We start from the raw sequence: 15,961 nt of genomic DNA, 5'->3' as shown, positions 1-15,961 counted from the left end.
TGGGACGGGATAGAATATAAGGGAATTAATTTTTTATGGCAAGAAGCATTCCACATGTTTTAACGTTCTAACCAATCTGTAATATTTATGGCTACAGTATGTTAATATATGAGAAACAATATTTTTAATCGTAGGAGGAAAATCATGAACAGCGACTTTACCTTGGCCATACACAGTTTAACTTATTTAGCTTTACAGCCAGACCGGATGTCAACAAGTAATGCTATTTCAGAAAGTGCAGGTGTTCATCCAGTACGCATTCGCAAAGTACTAAGTTTGTTAAAAAAACATAAGTTTATACAATCGAAAGAGGGGACTGGTGGCGGTTTTATTTTCGCTCGCGATTTAGATGAAATTAATCTTTGGCATATTTATCAGATAACCTCTGAAGGTGCTTTGCAGCCGAAGTGTCCAGAATCAAACAATCAGTGTGTTGTAGGTTCGAATATGCGAAAAGTTCTTTTCGCTATTTTCTTAGGTGCTGAAGAGCATCTAGGTGAATACTTAAAGAATTATACAATGAAAGAAGTTGTTGACCTTATCAATCAAGAGCGTTAAGCGGCTTAATTATTATATAGCCGTGAGTTCTTAACACTTAAATGTAATGAAAAATATTACAGTATAATTTGTTTTTATATCTTTTTTATCGTCACAAAAAATATTTATAGGAAGGTGAAACGGTATGATGTCAAATAATAATCATGTTTTAAAAGTAGGAGATTGGGTTCGTGGAATATCAAATGAAGGTGAATTAATAGTTGGTTATATTGTATCACTTGATGATGTAGAGGATATAGTTACAGTTAGTATTGTGAAACGTGACGGCCAGTACACAATAAACGAAGCGATTTTACTCTTTAGTAAACACGTTAACAAACTCCCTGAATCAAAGGTAATAAATAAGGAACAAATCCTTTATCTTATAGATCTTGCATTATTAACAGGGGATGAAGAATGGTTTATCGAGCTTTCTTCAAAATTAAACTCGATAAAAGAGCTAGTTAATGAGGGATTTTAAAATTTAAACTTTTGAGGGTGCACACAATCCGCCTTATGGGACACAATTACTTTTCGCATAAAAGGAAATGATGTAAAAACGATTCATTACAAACATAGAGATATCCCTGAAGAAGAGCCGAACAAACTACAATTAAGATGATATTGAAGTGATTTGTTTGTGTATTCCTGATAACGATAATTATGTAAATGAGCTGTCCATATGGGGCAGCTTTTTTGTTTTTTGCTCAGTGTAGCTTTTTAAATTGTATATGAATTCAATATTAATAATATATATCCTAAAATTTGGTTTTTTTATTTTGGGATTTTTTTCTTTTTACCTACATTAATTATTTATTAGAATATCTTTTATGTTTAAAATAAAATTTTTTGATAAAAGGGGATATAAGTATTTTTATAATAAGTCACCTAGAAAAACAATGTATTATTGTATTTTTTTACTAACTAATTCAGCTTTAAGCGATAAAAACAATGGCTACATGCTAACTGTAAAATATTATCCATATAAAATTATTCCTCTTTAATATTTCTGAAAATATAAAAATATTAATTTTATAAATATACACGTTATAATGAGGGCGTCGAGAGAAATTTTATTATCTCTGGAGAAAATATAAAAAATGCGATTATTAGTAAGAAAGGTGTGTGATTAGAGGCGAAATGTATGTAATGTGCTTCAGTGGCTTGTGTGAGCAATATCATCAGTGCTACCGAAGTTATGAAAGTAATGTATAGAATTGAGAAAGAAATGCCTCGCAAATGAAGAGAGGCCGGTTTAGCTAAAATTACTGTTAAAAGTAAAAAAGAGAAACCATTAAAGTAATACACTGTTATTAGAAATGTTGCAACGTATTTATGAAGTCTATTCTATATTGTTCTCTTAAGGGTTCTTTATATAAAGAGCGGATATTACGAGTAAACTTTTTTGTGAACGCTAACAATTATATTAGGACGCTAATTAGCGAATGTTTCAATTTGGATTCATTATGATGAAGGACATACAATGTGGGGCAACTTGTAAGGAATTCATTTTCCAAAAAGGGAATATTTGTTAGGTGCAAAGAGAGATGCAGGAATAGATACAAGGGGGAGTTATTATATGAACGGGAATACTGCAAAGAAAATAGAAGTTCAAGCTGAAAATACCGCACTAAAAAATGAGCAATATGCAGATCCGAAAAAGTGGCATAAGCAGGATACTACATGGGCACTCAGTCTATTTGGAACTGCAATTGGAGCAGGGGTGCTCTTTTTACCGATTAATGCAGGTTCAGGTGGTTTATTATCTTTACTACTAATTACATTGCTTGCATATCCAGTTATGTACTACTCACATAGGGCACTTGCTAAAATGATATACGCTTCTAATTCTGCTGATGAGGGGATCACAGGTACAATTAGAGAGTATTTCGGAAGTAAAGCGAGTATCATTTTTAACATCGTATATTTCGGTTCAATTTATACAATCGTACTAATGTATTCGGTTGCGCTTACAAACACTGCAAGTAGTTTTATCGTGCATCAATTGCACATGCCAGAACCTCCAAGAGCTATTTTATCACTTGTATTAGTTCTTGGTCTTATCGCTATACTGAATTTTGGTCAAGATATTACTGTAAAGGTAATGAGTATGTTAGTGTATCCTTTCATAGTTTCTCTACTGTTTATCGCAATATCTTTAATTCCACAGTGGAATACGTCAATGCTTAGTTTTTCAGCTGTTTCAACTGCTTCAACAGGAACAGGCTATTTTGGGACGATATTGATGATTCTACCAATCATCGTATTCTCATTTAATCATTCACCTATGATTTCATCATTTGTTGTGAAACAGAGAGCTACGTATGGAATCGAAGCCACTGATGCTAAATGTGCGCAAATACAAAAGGTTTGTTATATCATGACATTCGCTGTTGTTATGTTCTTCGTTTGGAGTAGCGCATTGAGCTTGACTCCAGATGATATAAAAATGGCAAAAGAACAAAACTTATCAATTCTTTCATATCTTGCTAATGAGCTTAATTCGCCTGTAATCACTATTGCAGCTCCAATTATTGCTTTTGTGGCTATTACAAAGTCTTTCCTTGGCCATTATATCGGAGCATTTGAAGTAATGCGTGATATGATTATTAAGTTCGGTAAATCACGTGGAAAAGATATTGAAGAAAAAACAATTAAGACAATAATCCTTACTTTTGTTGTATTATCATGCTGGTTTGTTGCTTATACAAATCCAAGTATTCTTGGACTTATTGATTCTCTAAGCGGTCCTTTAGTTGCTGCTATCTTATGTCTATTACCGATGTATGCGATTCAAAAAGTGCCGGTACTAGCTAAATACAAAGGGAAAATGAGTAACGTATTTGTTATTATTGTAGGTGTACTTACTGTCTTAGCAAGTATTAAGTCATTATTCTAATTCACTACTGTTGGTTTTAGTATCAAAATAATTGGATCTGAGAAAATAAGGAGCAAGTTTTGAATAGTTTTTTTCAAAACTTGCTCTTAAAATATTCTAAGGAATTAATTTTACAAATAAATTTATTCATATTAGTCATCTAGCGTTTTGGTCATATACTCATCCAATATTATCAAGACCTAAATCGAAAAATTTTAAATATCAAGCGCCTAACGTATTATATATCCCTAATATGTTAGGCGCTTTTATTTTGGATAATAAATTTTGAACCTAAATTTGAATAGTATATTTCTCTATTTGATACTTATTTAATATTGTAAAATTTGTATTGAAAATTCGAGGTTTTAAAAGTATCATATACATATTCAAACATTTGAAGATGTATATGATACTTTTTGAAATTGAGGAAAAGTAACGGAGGGATTTCAATGGGAAACGAAATGCAACAATTTAAAGCAGATTTCTTTAAAGCCTTAGCACATCCTTTGCGAATAGGTATCTTAGAATTATTGTCAGAAGGTGAAAAAAGCGTAAACGAAATTCAAGATATTCTAAATAAGGAAGGTTCAGCTGTTTCTCAGCAATTAAGTGTACTACGTTCAAAAAACATTGTTGTTGGTAGAAAAGATGGAAAAAGAGTTTTATATTCTTTACGAGACCCTATTATTGTGGATTTATTGGTGGTTGCACGGAAGATTTTTAACAACCATTTAATCGATACGATTTCAATGTTAGAAGAGCTAGATGAAGCAGAAAGTGAAATGATGGCTAAGGAGGGATAGGTTGAGTATTGAGGTTAAGAAAGAAGATATCATCCAACATGGGATTGAAACATTTCGCTCATTAGGAGCTCATTACGTTTGTGAAGTTTGTATAAAAAGTGGAAATTCTTGTTGTTTTTCATGCCAACATTTACAAGATGGAGTTGGATGTCGAAAAAGAAATACTGCTTGTACAGCTTGGTTATGTGGAATTCAAGGTTTTTTATTTGATCAAATAGGATTACTGGATGAATGGAATCGTTTTTGGAGTGAAATTCCAGGACAAATGTTTCGTAGAGATATTACTCCAGATAAGGTAAGGATTAGATCGTTTATTGATACAAAGAAGCTAGATAGTCGAGCCGGAGAACGTCTAGCAGAAAGATTGAAATCCTATGTACAACAAGGTGGAGATATAGGTGAATTGGAGTGTCATTTAAGTAAAACATATAGTAAATATTAGGATGTTTTTTATTTTTGTGAAAAGGACAATTTTCTGTATAAGGACCGAGAAATACATTTGTAATCCAGATCTATTAAAAATAGAAAAGAAGGGTTTGTAATGAGAAAGTTATTTACAGGAAGGTTTGAAGGATATTCATTAGCACATTTTCAAAAGGATCTTCTTTCAGGAATGATTGTTGGAGTTGTTGCGATTCCACTTGCTATGTCTTTTGCTATAGCCTCTGGTGTTAAGCCAGAGTATGGGATTTATACAACCTGTATTGCTGGAATACTCATTTCACTGTTTGGTGGTTCGAAGTATCAAATTGGAGGACCTACAGGTGCTTTTGTTCCGATTCTTTTAGGAGTTGTAATTACCTATGGATACGAAAATTTACTACTCGCGGGTTTGTTAGCTGGAATTATTTTATGTCTTATGGGAATCTTCAAACTAGGCTCTTTAATTAAGTTTATTCCACGTCCTGTAACAATTGGTTTTACTTCAGGTATTGCTGTTATTATCTTTACGGGACAAATTGCTAGTTTTTTAGGTTTAACAGGTATAAAAAAGCATGAGGAATTTCTAGCAAATTTGAAGGAACTCTTCACTCATATCAGTACTACCAATTTTTATAGTGTTATAACTGCTTTGATTTGCTTTTTTGTTATACTCATAACACCAAAGATTTTACCAAAAGTGCCTGGTTCATTAGTAGGTGTTGTTATTTCAACTGTAATTGCAACTGTATTTTTCTCAGGTCATGTACCTACTATTGGTACAGCATATGGCACGATTCCAAATACACTTCCTCAGTTTGATATACCAGAAATCACATTAGAACGTATAAAACAGTTAATTGGTCCTGCATTTGTTATTGCGATGCTCGGTGGAATTGAGTCGCTTTTATCCGCTGTCGTGGCAGATGGTATGACAAATAGTAAACACAACAGTAACAAAGAGCTTGTCGGTCAGGGGATTGCAAATATTGTTACCCCGTTATTTGGCGGGATTCCAGCGACTGGAGCAATTGCTCGTACAGCGACTAATATTAAGAGTGGGGCTGTATCTCCGATGTCGGGTATTATTCATGGGGGATTTGTGTTATTGACACTTTTACTGTTAGCTCCATATGCTTCACATATTCCTCTTGCTAGTATGGCTCCCATTTTAATGGTGGTAGCTTGGAATATGAGCGAACAAAAACATTTTTATCACATACTCAAAATGAAGACAGGAGATTCCCTTGTATTACTAGTAACATTTTTACTTACTGTATTTACTAGTTTAACAACAGCTGTGGAGATCGGTCTTATTTTAGCTGTTATTTTGTTTACAAAACGTATGAGTAATATGCTTGTTATATCTAAAGTGCTTCCTGATCATACAAAAAAGAATGAAAAATTGTTATCGCATGTGGTAAATAAAGCTCATGATTGTCCACAAATTAGTATTTATACAATAGAAGGCCCATTATTCTTTGGGGCTGCTCAAACATTTGAACAAAATATTTTAGCGACTATTCATTATAAACCTAAAGTTTTAATTTTACGTATGGGAAAAGTTCCTTTTATTGATACCACAGGAGAGTCTTACTTTAGGAATATTGTTCAGCACTTCAAAAAACAAGGTGGCGTACTTCTTATTTCTGGAATTCAATCAGAGCTAAAAGCCAATCTAGATAAGAATGGATTGTACGCTGAGATTGGGAAAGAAAACTTTTTTGATCATACCGGGGAAGCAATTAATTGTGCTTTAGGACATCTGAATACAAAAAAATGTATAGGGTGTAAGCATTTTGCTTTTCATGAGTGTACAGGGCTTTCTCAGCAATCGCAGGAAATCAATACAATAAAGAATAAAGTAAATGCATTAGATTTTTAAAAATTTCACTTCACATACAAAGTTTGTTTGATTTAATCTACTTTTTCATCATTTTATTAAAAAATAGAGAAGAAGAAAGTTTGCTTTGGAGAATGTGGAGAAGATTTTTTACAAGGTGTGAACAAGTAGTTTTTTTTTATACATTCAACAAATAAGTATCAAACAGTAAGAAGAGAATATTTTCCGTATATTTAAACGGAAAAGGGAAATTAAAAATAATATTTATTTAATAGAATACACGAAAACGAGTGGAGGAAATAAAAATATGTCTAATTTACCAAATTGTCCAAAATGTAATTCAGAATACACTTACGAAGATGGGAATCTTTTTGTTTGTCCAGAATGTGCTCATGAGTGGACTTTAGAATTAGAAGCTGAAAATAGTGAAGATACAAAGGTAATTAAAGATGCAAATGGAAATATTTTAAACGATGGTGATTCTGTAACAGTAATTAAAGATCTTAAAGTAAAAGGAACTTCATCAGTTGTAAAAATTGGTACAAAAGTAAAGAGTATCCGATTAGTTGATGGAGATCATAATATTGATTGTAAAATTGATGGTTTTGGAGCTATGAAATTAAAATCTGAATTTGTTAAAAAGGTATAAATACAATTTTGTTACATCAAAATTAGTTTGAAGTTAATGAATATACACTGTTTTTCAGCTGTACCCCGTGCCCAACAACTTAAGAATTTCGAATTACCTTGAAATGATAAAATGAACTTTGGGTTATGATTCAGCAGAGTTTTTGGGGAGTACCATGAAATTTTAGCTTGCTAGCAATATAGTACAGCCGAAATATTTGAAATAGCTATAAGACTATTCTTTCGATGGTATGATGAAAGATATGGAAAAGGAATAGGTGTCAATCAGACCTCAATATTAATCTTGACCATTAGCAACAAAAACCACCTCTCATAAAGGTGGTTTTTCAGTATTAATATATTTTAATTAGTCACGTCTAAATGGCCCTTTTGGAGCAATTAGCTCTAAATTAGTACCATCTGGATTACGGAAGTAGGCAACTCCTGTACCAAATCCAGATTTCAAGCCGTTTTCTTGAAAGATAATTGGTTCTCCATATGGGTGCTATCTTATGCCCATCAGGCTAACAAAATGGATTGCCTCTGAAACAAAAAAATGATTTTTATTACTATAAAAAACGTAAAGTATCTGTTTTTAGAAAAAATTAATTTTTATAAATTGATGGAGATATAACTCAATTCTTTTATATATTTAGTTAAATATGATTGTCAGAATGAACTTAAAGTAATTATGATTTCTAGAAATGCGAACTGATGTTTTGAATTGGTTTAAAGTTGCTAGAACAAAATAAAACCAATTGAGCAAAAAAACTTGCAAAAATAAAAAGAGAGATGTATATTAATTGATGTATCAATAATTGATATATCAATTAATATTTTGACAAGAAAGAAAAGGAACATTTTATGAAGAAAATGTTCGTAAATATCAGTGGAGAAGAACGCAAAATACTTATTCATGTTCTATTACAGATGCAAAAAAATGTAGAGAATATTAAAGAATAGAGAGTGTAGGGGGCAGAATAGTGTGGAAATAATCGCAGCTATTTTAGTCGGGATCGTAGCATTAGAACATTTGTTTATCATGATCCTTGAAATGTTTTTTATTGATTCAAAAGTAGCGAAACGTGCTTTCAAATTACCGAAGCATTTAGAAGGAGATCGAAACGTAGCCATTATGTTTGCAAACCAAGGTTTATATAATGGATTTTTAGCGGCTGGTCTCATTTGGGGACTTGTACTTGGACTCAATCCAATTGGTTATATGGTCCAATTATTTTTCGTGATTTGTGTGGTGGTAGCAGCTATTTTCGGAGGTTTCACATCTAATAAATCAATTATTGTGAAACAAGGACTTCCAGCTGTTTTAGCACTGGTTGCCCTTTTATGTATGATATAGAATCAAAGTTTCTCAATAAAAGAACTCATTTTTGAAAAATACGCTATTCTTTCTTTAAAATTATAGGAAAGGATGGCGTTTTTGTATGTCTATTTCTGTATCTGATGAATTACAACCATTGAGCAAAAAAGTTAGTGATTAAAAATATTATTCTTTAGTACATACATTTTTAAGATGTTAAATATATTTCATAATAGTCTCTGTAAGATAGGGATAAGTAAAATAGTACTTTAAAGTACCTATAGCACTTTAAAGTGCGTACTTTTTATAACTTTGAATATCATTCATAATAGCACCAGTAAGAAGAAAACAAGCTTTACGGTACTACTAGTTACCAACGATGTTACAGCAGTTTATTTGGAATCAGATTGATTGAAAGGTTGTACTATATGGCCTAATAATTTCGAAAAAATGTCGGTGTGGCATAAAACAATTATGGAGGTTAAAGATATGAGTACTTCAAATTTGAATGAAATAAGTATACAAATTTTAAAAGAGGAGGAAACGCTTCAATTTTCCTCTTTTACAAATGAAGATGCCTTGCAACTAGGTTTATTTATCGTTGAAACAGCAAAGCGAGAGGGGAAATTGATTGCTGTTGATATAACGAAAAATGGTGTGCAATTATTTCATTTCAAGATGACAGGGACAAATGCGGAAAATACGAAATGGATTGAGCGTAAAAAACGAGTCGTTTCCCTGCATGATCGTAGCTCGTATTATATGCAGATACAAAGTGAAATAACTGGAATTTCATATAATGAAAAATATCTTTTAGATACTTCGGAATATGCTGCGTTTGGTGGATGCTTTCCTATCAGGATAAAAAACGTAGGGGTTATTGGAATGATAACAGTTTCAGGATTACCACCAGAAGAAGATCACGAATTGGTAGTAAGAGCAGTTAAAAATCATTTGAACCAATAGTTGTAACTAGTCAATAGATAATTAATTTTAGGGGGCAATACTATGCCATTAATCGAGCTAAATACTTGGCCAACCATGTCAACAGAAGAAAAGAAGGAATTTATTTATAGTGTAACGGAACTTACAATAAAACTATTAAAAATTGTCCCTGACAAAATTCAAGTGTTGATAACGGAACTTGAGAAAGAAAACTGGGGGAAAGCTGGGGCTGTAGCAAGTGATGCTACCTTTGCTGAGAAAAGTAGGGTGTCCAATTGGGAGACAAAAGAGTCTTACGATATACCAGGTCGTAACGTTAATGGAATGGCTATTATTAAGATTGATATATGGAATACATTTGATCAAGAGACAAAGGATAAGTGGGTAAACGAACTTACACAAGTAACATCTAAATATACTCATGCACCTTTGGATAAAGTACTAATTCTTATTCGCGAAATGATTCCAGGGAACTGGGGACAAAGTGGTGTAACAGGAGCTAATGCAGATTTCCTTTCCAGAAGTCGTACATTTTAATTGTTAAATAAAAAAGGCAAAAATGAACACATTTCTGTTCGTTTTTGCCTTTTTATTATTTGTCTGTGGTAATGAACATGATCCTTTATATGTTTAAGTAATATTCTCTAAAGTTGCCTCTACGGGAAAGTGTATTTCTTCATTTGAAAGTCTTTTTCATGGAATGTAGATTTCAATTTTTGAGCAAAATAAGCTAGGTTATATAAATGTTACTTTTTAGTACCTATAGTACTTTAAAGTACGTACTTTTTATTAGGGTGATTATCATTCATAATAGCACATGTAAGAGAGAAACAAGCTTTACGGTACTGGTAACTAACTATGTTACTTTTTAGTACCTACAGCACTTTAAAGTACGTACTATTCATTGTATTGAATATATTTCATAATAGTACATGTAAGAGAGAGACAAGCTTTACGGTACTAAAAAGTACCTATAGTACTTTAAAGTGCGTTCTTTAAAAAAGAATGAAACCATTCATAATAGCGTTTGTAGAGATTAAATATGTTTTTTAGAAGATAAAAGGGCCTTTTTATCGCACTATTATGATAGGAATTATAGGGAAGAGGGGAAACTCAATTGAATTCATATACAGCATCGTCTTCAGAAGTTCAGACGAATCGAAGAAGTATATTTGCGTTGTTAGCGTTAGCAATTAGTGCGTTCGGGATTGGGACAACTGAATTTGTTAGTGTCGGTTTATTACCATCTATTTCGGAAGATTTACATGTGTCGGTTACAACGGCTGGTTTAACAGTTTCTTTATATGCGTTAGGCGTAGCGTTTGGGGCTCCAGTATTAACGTCATTAACAGCTAATATGTCACGAAAAACGTTATTAATGTGGATTATGATTATTTTCATTATTGGTAACGGAATCGCAGCGGTAGCAACAAGCTTCACTGTATTACTTATTGCGCGAATTGTTTCTGCACTTTCACATGGTGTGTTTATGTCAATTGGTTCAACAATTGCTGCGGCACTTGTCCCAGAAAATAAACGGGCTAGCGCGATTGCGATTATGTTTACTGGTGTAACAGTTGCAACTATTACAGGTGCACCAATTGGAACATTTATTGGTCAACAATTTGGCTGGAGAACATCATTTTTAGCAATTGTAGTAATTGGAATTATCGCCTTAATTGCAAATAGTATTCTCATTCCATCTAATATGAAAAAAGGTGCGTCTGTATCATTCCGCGATCAATTTAAACTGATTACGAACGGAAGACTGTTACTAGTTTTCATTATTACTGCATTAGGATATGGGGGAACATTCGTAACTTTTACGTATTTATCTCCGTTATTACAAGAGGTAACAGGATTTAAAGCAAATACGGTTACTATCATTTTATTAGTGTATGGAATCGCCATTGCGATAGGGAATGTGATTGGCGGAAAATTATCGAATCATAATCCAATTCGAGCGCTATTCTACATGTTCTTTATTCAAGCGATTATACTATTTGTTTTAACATTTACGGCACCATTTAAGGTAGCTGGGTTAATCACAATTATTTTAATGGGGCTATTCGCATTTATGAATGTTCCAGGGTTACAAGTATATGTCGTAATGTTAGCTGAACGATTTGTACCGAGTGCTGTCGATGTTGCATCGGCAATTAATATTGCGGCGTTTAATGCTGGGATTGCTCTTGGTGCTTATTTAGGCGGTATTGTAACGAACTCGTTAGGGTTAATTCATACAGCTTGGGTAGGCGGCATTATGGTAGTAGGTGCTGTTATTTTAACAGCATGGAGCATGACATTAGAAAAAAGAGATCAAGTAAAATAAAAGGAGAGAAAATATAATGAAAAACTTACAAAGTACAACAACATTGCATAACGGTGTAGAAATGCCTTGGTTCGGTTTAGGCGTATTTAAAGTAGAAGAAGGACCAGAACTTGTAGAAGCAATTAAATCAGCAATTAAGGCAGGATACCGTAGCATCGATACAGCTGCAATTTACGGAAATGAAGCAGCTGTAGGTGAGGGGATTCGTGCCGGTATTGAAGCAACTGGTATTGCAAGAGAAGAATTATTTATTACTTCAAAAGTATGGAACGCAGATCAAGGATATGAAGAAACGATTGCTGCATACGAAGAGAGCTTAAAAAAATTAAAGCTAGATTATTTAGATTTATATCTTGTTCACTGGCCTGTAGAAGGGAAATATAAAGATACATGGAGAGCGTTAGAAACACTTTATAAAGAAAAGCGTGTACGTGCAATTGGCGTAAGTAATTTCCAAATTCACCATCTGCAAGATGTAATAAAAGATGCAGAAATTAAGCCGATGATCAATCAAGTAGAATACCATCCTCGTTTAACACAAAAAGAATTACAAGCTTTCTGTAAAGAACAAGGTATTCAAATGGAAGCATGGTCACCACTTATGCAAGGTCAATTATTAGATAATGAAACATTACAGGCAATTGCTGAGAAACATGGTAAAACAACAGCACAAGTGATTTTACGTTGGGACCTTCAAAATGAAGTGATCACAATTCCAAAATCAACGAAAGAGCACCGCATTATTGCAAATGCAGATGTATTTAACTTTGAATTAACGAAAGAAGATATGGAAAAAATCGATGCATTAAATCAAAATCACCGCGTTGGTCCAGATCCTGATAACTTTGATTTCTAATAGAAATGAGTAAAAAGAGTGCAAAAATTGCACTCTTTTTTTATTGAATAGACAATAAAATGTTTCTGTTTATATTATGACTTTTAAATTACTTTAGACGAGCTAAAGAACTGATTAACAGTATTAAAGTTTGACATAAAATAATGGATTCTATATTATATATGCTATAGCATGTAAATTACGATTTATTTAGAGGTGGCATATGGACTTATATGAGTTAACAGGACATCTTGTTCATCATACGGATGTGAAGTTAACAAATTATATAATGTAAGTTTTTAATCACATATTGCTTATAAAATTTACCTTTTATATGCTATAGCACGTAAATGTCACCTCTTAACTTGTAATGGTAAAGATTCAAATAATACAAGATATATTATGAAACGAGGAGATTTTAGTTATGGAAAAATTCATATTAGCGTTTGATAGAGAACTTGTAATTGCAGAAAAAAAAGACTCAACATGGAGCGTCCAATCGCAGTTTGTAGGTGCGAATCCGGTTGCGTTAGCTTCAGATCCATACGATCCAGAAAGAATGTATTGTGGTACCTTTGACAGGGGATTATGGAGAAGTAAAGATGGAGGAAGTTCATGGGAAGCGATTGGTGCGTTACCTTCCTTTGGTGAAGTGTTCCCAGCAAATGCTATTCATATGAGAGCTATTACAGCAGTTTCTGTATCTCCAGCGAAGGGGGATGACGGTAACGGGATTGTATATGTAGGAACTGAACCGAGCGCAATGTTCGTATCCAAAAATGGAGGAGACAGTTTTGAGCTGCTAACTGATTATCGACAAATGCCATCATATTCATCATGGTTCTTTCCTCAAAGAACATATACACACCATGTAAAACATATTGAAATTGATGCTAATAATCCAGAAACTATTTATACGACTATTGAGGTAGGCGGATTAATTAAAAGTGTAGATGGAGGTAAGACATGGACTGAGGAAAAAGAGGGGAACTATCCTCAAGATATTCACATTCTTAAATCACATGGCGATGCGCCAAATCGTTTATACGGGGTGTTAGGTGATTCATTCTTGAAAGAACCAGGTCAAGAGTATGCGGAGAGTAATGATGGAGGTAAGACTTGGAACTATATGTGTAGCGGGCTAAAGCATCATTACGCATATCAAATGGCAGTTAACCCAAATGATCCAGAAAATATTATTATCGCGACATCTTCAAATCCACACGTAGCGCATGATTACAATAATGGAAATTGTGAATCATTTATTTATAAGAAAGAAAAAAATCAGTCTTGGGCAGAAATGAATGTAGGTTTACCAACTCCTAAAGGCACAATCATACCAGTATTAAAGGCAACAAGTGATGGAACGTTTTATCTGTTTAGCAATAAAGGAGTGTATCAGTCAGTAGACGGTGGTTCAAATTGGACATCATTAGAGATTCCTTGGGAGAATAGATTTATGGAACAACATCCTTATGAGATGTTAATTATTAAATAAGTGACAGGTATAGTTTTTACTACTATTCATTGGTAATGTTTAGTTGAATTTAAATTAAAAATGTAAAAAGCCAGGTAATGTGTTATTCATGCTACCTGGCTTTTTTGACCAGCAATTTAAGGTTATTTTCATATTTGTGTAAATATGAAACAAGCAGGATACATGAATAGAGAATGGGTAAAATAATACCGAATGATCACTAGATTGTATCAATGATGCTATAAGTGTTTTTTTAGGGAAACTGAAGCAAGAAGCAGTGGTTTAGATTCAGAATGACTAGCAATTGGTGTTATGGTGTTCAATGGTTCAAAAATGAACTCATTTCAACTCATATTATCTTCGCAATGTATCATTTTGAAGAATATTAAAACTTAGGAGGAAATGAATTATGACAAAAGATTTCTATACTGCACTGAAAGAAAGACGTACTTACTATGGAATTAACAAAGAGGTACAAGTATCGGATGAAAAAATTAAAGAAATTGTGGAGTTTGCTGTGAAATATACTCCATCAGCTTTCAATTCTCAAACTGCGCGATTAGTTGTATTATTTGGTGAAGCTCATGATAAATTATGGGATATTACAACTGAAACATTAAGAAAAGTAGTTGGAGATGGAGATTTCTCAGGAACGCAACAAAAAATGGATTCTTTTAAAGCTGGTTATGGAACAGTACTATTCTTTGAAGATGAGGCTATCGTTAAATCGCTTCAAGAAAAATTTGCTGCATATGCTGAAAACTTCCCAATTTGGTCACACCAAGCATCAGGTATGCACCAATTAGTCGTGTGGACAGGTTTAGAAGCAGAGGGATTAGGGGCATCTTTACAACATTATAATCCATTAATTGACGATGAGGTAAAACAAGAATGGAATGTCCCTGCTAATTGGAAGCTAATTGCACAAATGCCATTTGGTAATCCAACAGCTGCACCAGGTGAAAAAGAATTCCAACCACTTGAAGAGCGTGTGAAATTTCATAAGTAATATTCAAATGCAATAAAATGGAAATTTAATTAGTGGTGGTCTTACTGTCCGCAAATAGCGGGATAAGCTAACTGTATTGCGAAAATAAAACTGTTTAGTTACAAAAATTCTATTTATTATTTCTGTTAATCGAGTATGTATTAATAAAAGTTGTTAAAATCACTATTTTAATCTTTAAAGGAACAAGGTGATCGGTTTGATCATCTTGTTTCATTTCTTAAATTTTATTTTATTCATTAAAAAACGCTAGCTTTTCATAAATGCTTGAAAAACTAGCGTTTTAATAATAGGTATCTGTAATTTGATTACTTAAAACTATATAAGAAAAAGCTTTTATGTTATTCCTCAAGTTCTATCCATTCCTGTGACCATTCTTCTATTCCGCGAATAATAGCTTCTAAAGCAAATCCTTTTTGAGTTAAAGAATATTCTATACGAACTGGTGTCTCAGGAAAGACTTTACGTTCGACAATTCCTTCTAGTTCTAATTCTTTCAATCTTTCTGAAAGTAATCTTCCGCTAACAGGAAGAGAAGATTCAAGCGTACAAAAGCGCTGAGATCCAGAAAAAAGTTGGTAAATAATTAGTGCTGTCCATCGTTGGCTAAAAAATTTCATTCCTTTTTCAAAGCGAGGGCATAATGTAGAATCATTCATTTTCCTTCACCTCCTAAAACAAATTATATAACATCTTACTATTAGTAACAAATGTTTTTATAATTAATTACTTGACGTAAATTAATTATGAATGTATACTCGCTTACATAAAGTAACTAAGTTGTTTTATGTAACTAAAACTCTTTTCTTTAAATGGCCAAAGTTGTAATGATACATATTGCATATAAGCTGAGAGAAAAAAGAATAGCATCTGTAAAAACACTTACGTTGTGTAAGTTAAACAATAAAAAATATAACAATGGAAGAGAATTTTTAGAGAT

15 protein-coding genes and 2 pseudogenes are annotated in these 15,961 nt (G+C 32.9%); 15 read left to right on the top strand and 2 right to left on the bottom strand.

Going from position 1 to position 15,961, the window contains the following annotated elements:
- Nucleotides 1-144: 144 nt before the first annotated feature.
- The 8 genes and pseudogenes from saiR (at nucleotide 145) to ACUN13_RS19140 (ending at nucleotide 7,130) form a co-directional block, all read left to right on the top strand.
- Nucleotides 145-558: an Rrf2-family transcriptional regulator SaiR gene (saiR, locus tag ACUN13_RS19175; protein ID WP_001083465.1), complete on the top strand. Its 414-nt coding sequence runs from the start codon at nucleotides 145-147 to the stop codon at nucleotides 556-558.
- Between the two features lie 124 nt (nucleotides 559-682).
- Nucleotides 683-1,018: an IDEAL domain-containing protein gene (locus ACUN13_RS19170; protein ID WP_000987462.1), complete on the top strand. Its 336-nt coding sequence runs from the start codon at nucleotides 683-685 to the stop codon at nucleotides 1,016-1,018.
- 7 nt (nucleotides 1,019-1,025) lie between these two features.
- Nucleotides 1,026-1,159, top strand: a pseudogene (locus tag ACUN13_RS19165) (DUF3888 domain-containing protein); the annotation flags it as partial.
- A 957-nt stretch (nucleotides 1,160-2,116) separates the two neighbouring features.
- The gene (locus ACUN13_RS19160; RefSeq protein WP_259593277.1) at nucleotides 2,117-3,436 is read left to right on the top strand and encodes an aromatic amino acid transport family protein; all 1,320 of its coding nucleotides are present in this window, start codon (nucleotides 2,117-2,119) and stop codon (nucleotides 3,434-3,436) included.
- 428 nt (nucleotides 3,437-3,864) lie between these two features.
- Nucleotides 3,865-4,218 carry an ArsR/SmtB family transcription factor gene (locus ACUN13_RS19155; RefSeq protein ID WP_000526187.1) on the top strand — a complete coding sequence of 118 codons (354 nt, stop codon included), beginning with the start codon at nucleotides 3,865-3,867 and terminating at the stop codon, nucleotides 4,216-4,218.
- Between the two features lies 1 nt (nucleotide 4,219).
- The gene (locus tag ACUN13_RS19150) at nucleotides 4,220-4,660 is read left to right on the top strand and encodes a hypothetical protein (protein WP_000021461.1); all 441 of its coding nucleotides are present in this window, start codon (nucleotides 4,220-4,222) and stop codon (nucleotides 4,658-4,660) included.
- 99 nt (nucleotides 4,661-4,759) lie between these two features.
- Complete coding sequence (locus tag ACUN13_RS19145; RefSeq protein WP_001228485.1) at nucleotides 4,760-6,523, top strand: SulP family inorganic anion transporter; 1,764 nt, start codon at nucleotides 4,760-4,762, stop codon at nucleotides 6,521-6,523.
- Between the two features lie 265 nt (nucleotides 6,524-6,788).
- Nucleotides 6,789-7,130 (top strand): zinc ribbon domain-containing protein YjdM, encoded by a 342-nt coding sequence (locus tag ACUN13_RS19140; protein ID WP_000067659.1) that lies wholly within the window; start codon nucleotides 6,789-6,791, stop codon nucleotides 7,128-7,130.
- Nucleotides 7,131-7,475: 345 nt separating this feature from the next.
- On the opposite strand, the pseudogene ACUN13_RS19135 reads toward ACUN13_RS19140, so the two are convergent.
- Nucleotides 7,476-7,610 (bottom strand): annotated as a pseudogene (locus tag ACUN13_RS19135) (VOC family protein); the annotation flags it as partial.
- A gap of 483 nt (nucleotides 7,611-8,093) precedes the next feature.
- On the opposite strand from ACUN13_RS19135, the gene ACUN13_RS19130 reads away from it, so the two are divergent.
- The 7 genes from ACUN13_RS19130 (at nucleotide 8,094) to ACUN13_RS19100 (ending at nucleotide 15,024) form a co-directional block, all read left to right on the top strand.
- Nucleotides 8,094-8,465 (top strand): DUF1304 domain-containing protein, encoded by a 372-nt coding sequence (locus tag ACUN13_RS19130; RefSeq protein WP_000402473.1) that lies wholly within the window; start codon nucleotides 8,094-8,096, stop codon nucleotides 8,463-8,465.
- Nucleotides 8,466-8,876: 411 nt separating this feature from the next.
- Nucleotides 8,877-9,392: a heme-degrading domain-containing protein gene (locus tag ACUN13_RS19125; protein WP_445423918.1), complete on the top strand. Its 516-nt coding sequence runs from the start codon at nucleotides 8,877-8,879 to the stop codon at nucleotides 9,390-9,392.
- A 42-nt stretch (nucleotides 9,393-9,434) separates the two neighbouring features.
- Nucleotides 9,435-9,908: a tautomerase family protein gene (locus tag ACUN13_RS19120; RefSeq protein WP_445423908.1), complete on the top strand. Its 474-nt coding sequence runs from the start codon at nucleotides 9,435-9,437 to the stop codon at nucleotides 9,906-9,908.
- A gap of 580 nt (nucleotides 9,909-10,488) precedes the next feature.
- On the top strand, nucleotides 10,489-11,703 hold the full coding sequence (locus ACUN13_RS19115; RefSeq protein WP_001089896.1) for an MFS transporter: 1,215 nt from the start codon (nucleotides 10,489-10,491) through the stop codon (nucleotides 11,701-11,703).
- Nucleotides 11,704-11,719: 16 nt separating this feature from the next.
- Nucleotides 11,720-12,559, top strand: coding sequence for an aldo/keto reductase (locus ACUN13_RS19110; protein ID WP_445423907.1), 840 nt, complete (start codon nucleotides 11,720-11,722; stop codon nucleotides 12,557-12,559).
- A gap of 403 nt (nucleotides 12,560-12,962) precedes the next feature.
- The gene (locus tag ACUN13_RS19105) at nucleotides 12,963-14,036 is read left to right on the top strand and encodes a WD40/YVTN/BNR-like repeat-containing protein (RefSeq protein WP_000410430.1); all 1,074 of its coding nucleotides are present in this window, start codon (nucleotides 12,963-12,965) and stop codon (nucleotides 14,034-14,036) included.
- Nucleotides 14,037-14,424: 388 nt separating this feature from the next.
- On the top strand, nucleotides 14,425-15,024 hold the full coding sequence (locus ACUN13_RS19100) for a nitroreductase family protein (protein ID WP_000158938.1): 600 nt from the start codon (nucleotides 14,425-14,427) through the stop codon (nucleotides 15,022-15,024).
- 338 nt (nucleotides 15,025-15,362) lie between these two features.
- Here ACUN13_RS19100 and ACUN13_RS19095 read toward each other — a convergent pair whose 3' ends face one another.
- Complete coding sequence (locus ACUN13_RS19095) at nucleotides 15,363-15,680, bottom strand: winged helix-turn-helix transcriptional regulator (RefSeq protein WP_001000104.1); 318 nt, start codon at nucleotides 15,678-15,680, stop codon at nucleotides 15,363-15,365.
- Nucleotides 15,681-15,961 lie beyond the last annotated feature (281 nt).

The sequence above is a fragment of the Bacillus cereus group sp. Bce041 genome, from assembly GCF_052646455.1.
Note: the sequence above shows the minus strand (reverse complement) of the source record. Positions and strands in the feature narration are given on the sequence as shown.

Bases quoted from the DNA above. Each gene is read 5' to 3' on its own strand.
- saiR (WP_001083465.1), top strand. From the start codon at position 145: ATGAACAGCGACTTTACCTTGGCCATACACAGTTTAACTTATTTAGCT.
- ACUN13_RS19170 (WP_000987462.1), top strand. From the start codon at position 683: ATGATGTCAAATAATAATCATGTTTTAAAAGTAGGAGATTGGGTTCGT.
- ACUN13_RS19160 (WP_259593277.1), top strand. From the start codon at position 2,117: ATGAACGGGAATACTGCAAAGAAAATAGAAGTTCAAGCTGAAAATACC.
- ACUN13_RS19155 (WP_000526187.1), top strand. From the start codon at position 3,865: ATGGGAAACGAAATGCAACAATTTAAAGCAGATTTCTTTAAAGCCTTA.
- ACUN13_RS19145 (WP_001228485.1), top strand. From the start codon at position 4,760: ATGAGAAAGTTATTTACAGGAAGGTTTGAAGGATATTCATTAGCACAT.
- ACUN13_RS19140 (WP_000067659.1), top strand. From the start codon at position 6,789: ATGTCTAATTTACCAAATTGTCCAAAATGTAATTCAGAATACACTTAC.
- ACUN13_RS19125 (WP_445423918.1), top strand. From the start codon at position 8,877: ATGTCGGTGTGGCATAAAACAATTATGGAGGTTAAAGATATGAGTACT.
- ACUN13_RS19120 (WP_445423908.1), top strand. From the start codon at position 9,435: ATGCCATTAATCGAGCTAAATACTTGGCCAACCATGTCAACAGAAGAA.
- ACUN13_RS19110 (WP_445423907.1), top strand. From the start codon at position 11,720: ATGAAAAACTTACAAAGTACAACAACATTGCATAACGGTGTAGAAATG.
- ACUN13_RS19105 (WP_000410430.1), top strand. From the start codon at position 12,963: ATGGAAAAATTCATATTAGCGTTTGATAGAGAACTTGTAATTGCAGAA.
- ACUN13_RS19100 (WP_000158938.1), top strand. From the start codon at position 14,425: ATGACAAAAGATTTCTATACTGCACTGAAAGAAAGACGTACTTACTAT.
- ACUN13_RS19095 (WP_001000104.1), bottom strand. From the start codon at position 15,680: ATGAATGATTCTACATTATGCCCTCGCTTTGAAAAAGGAATGAAATTT.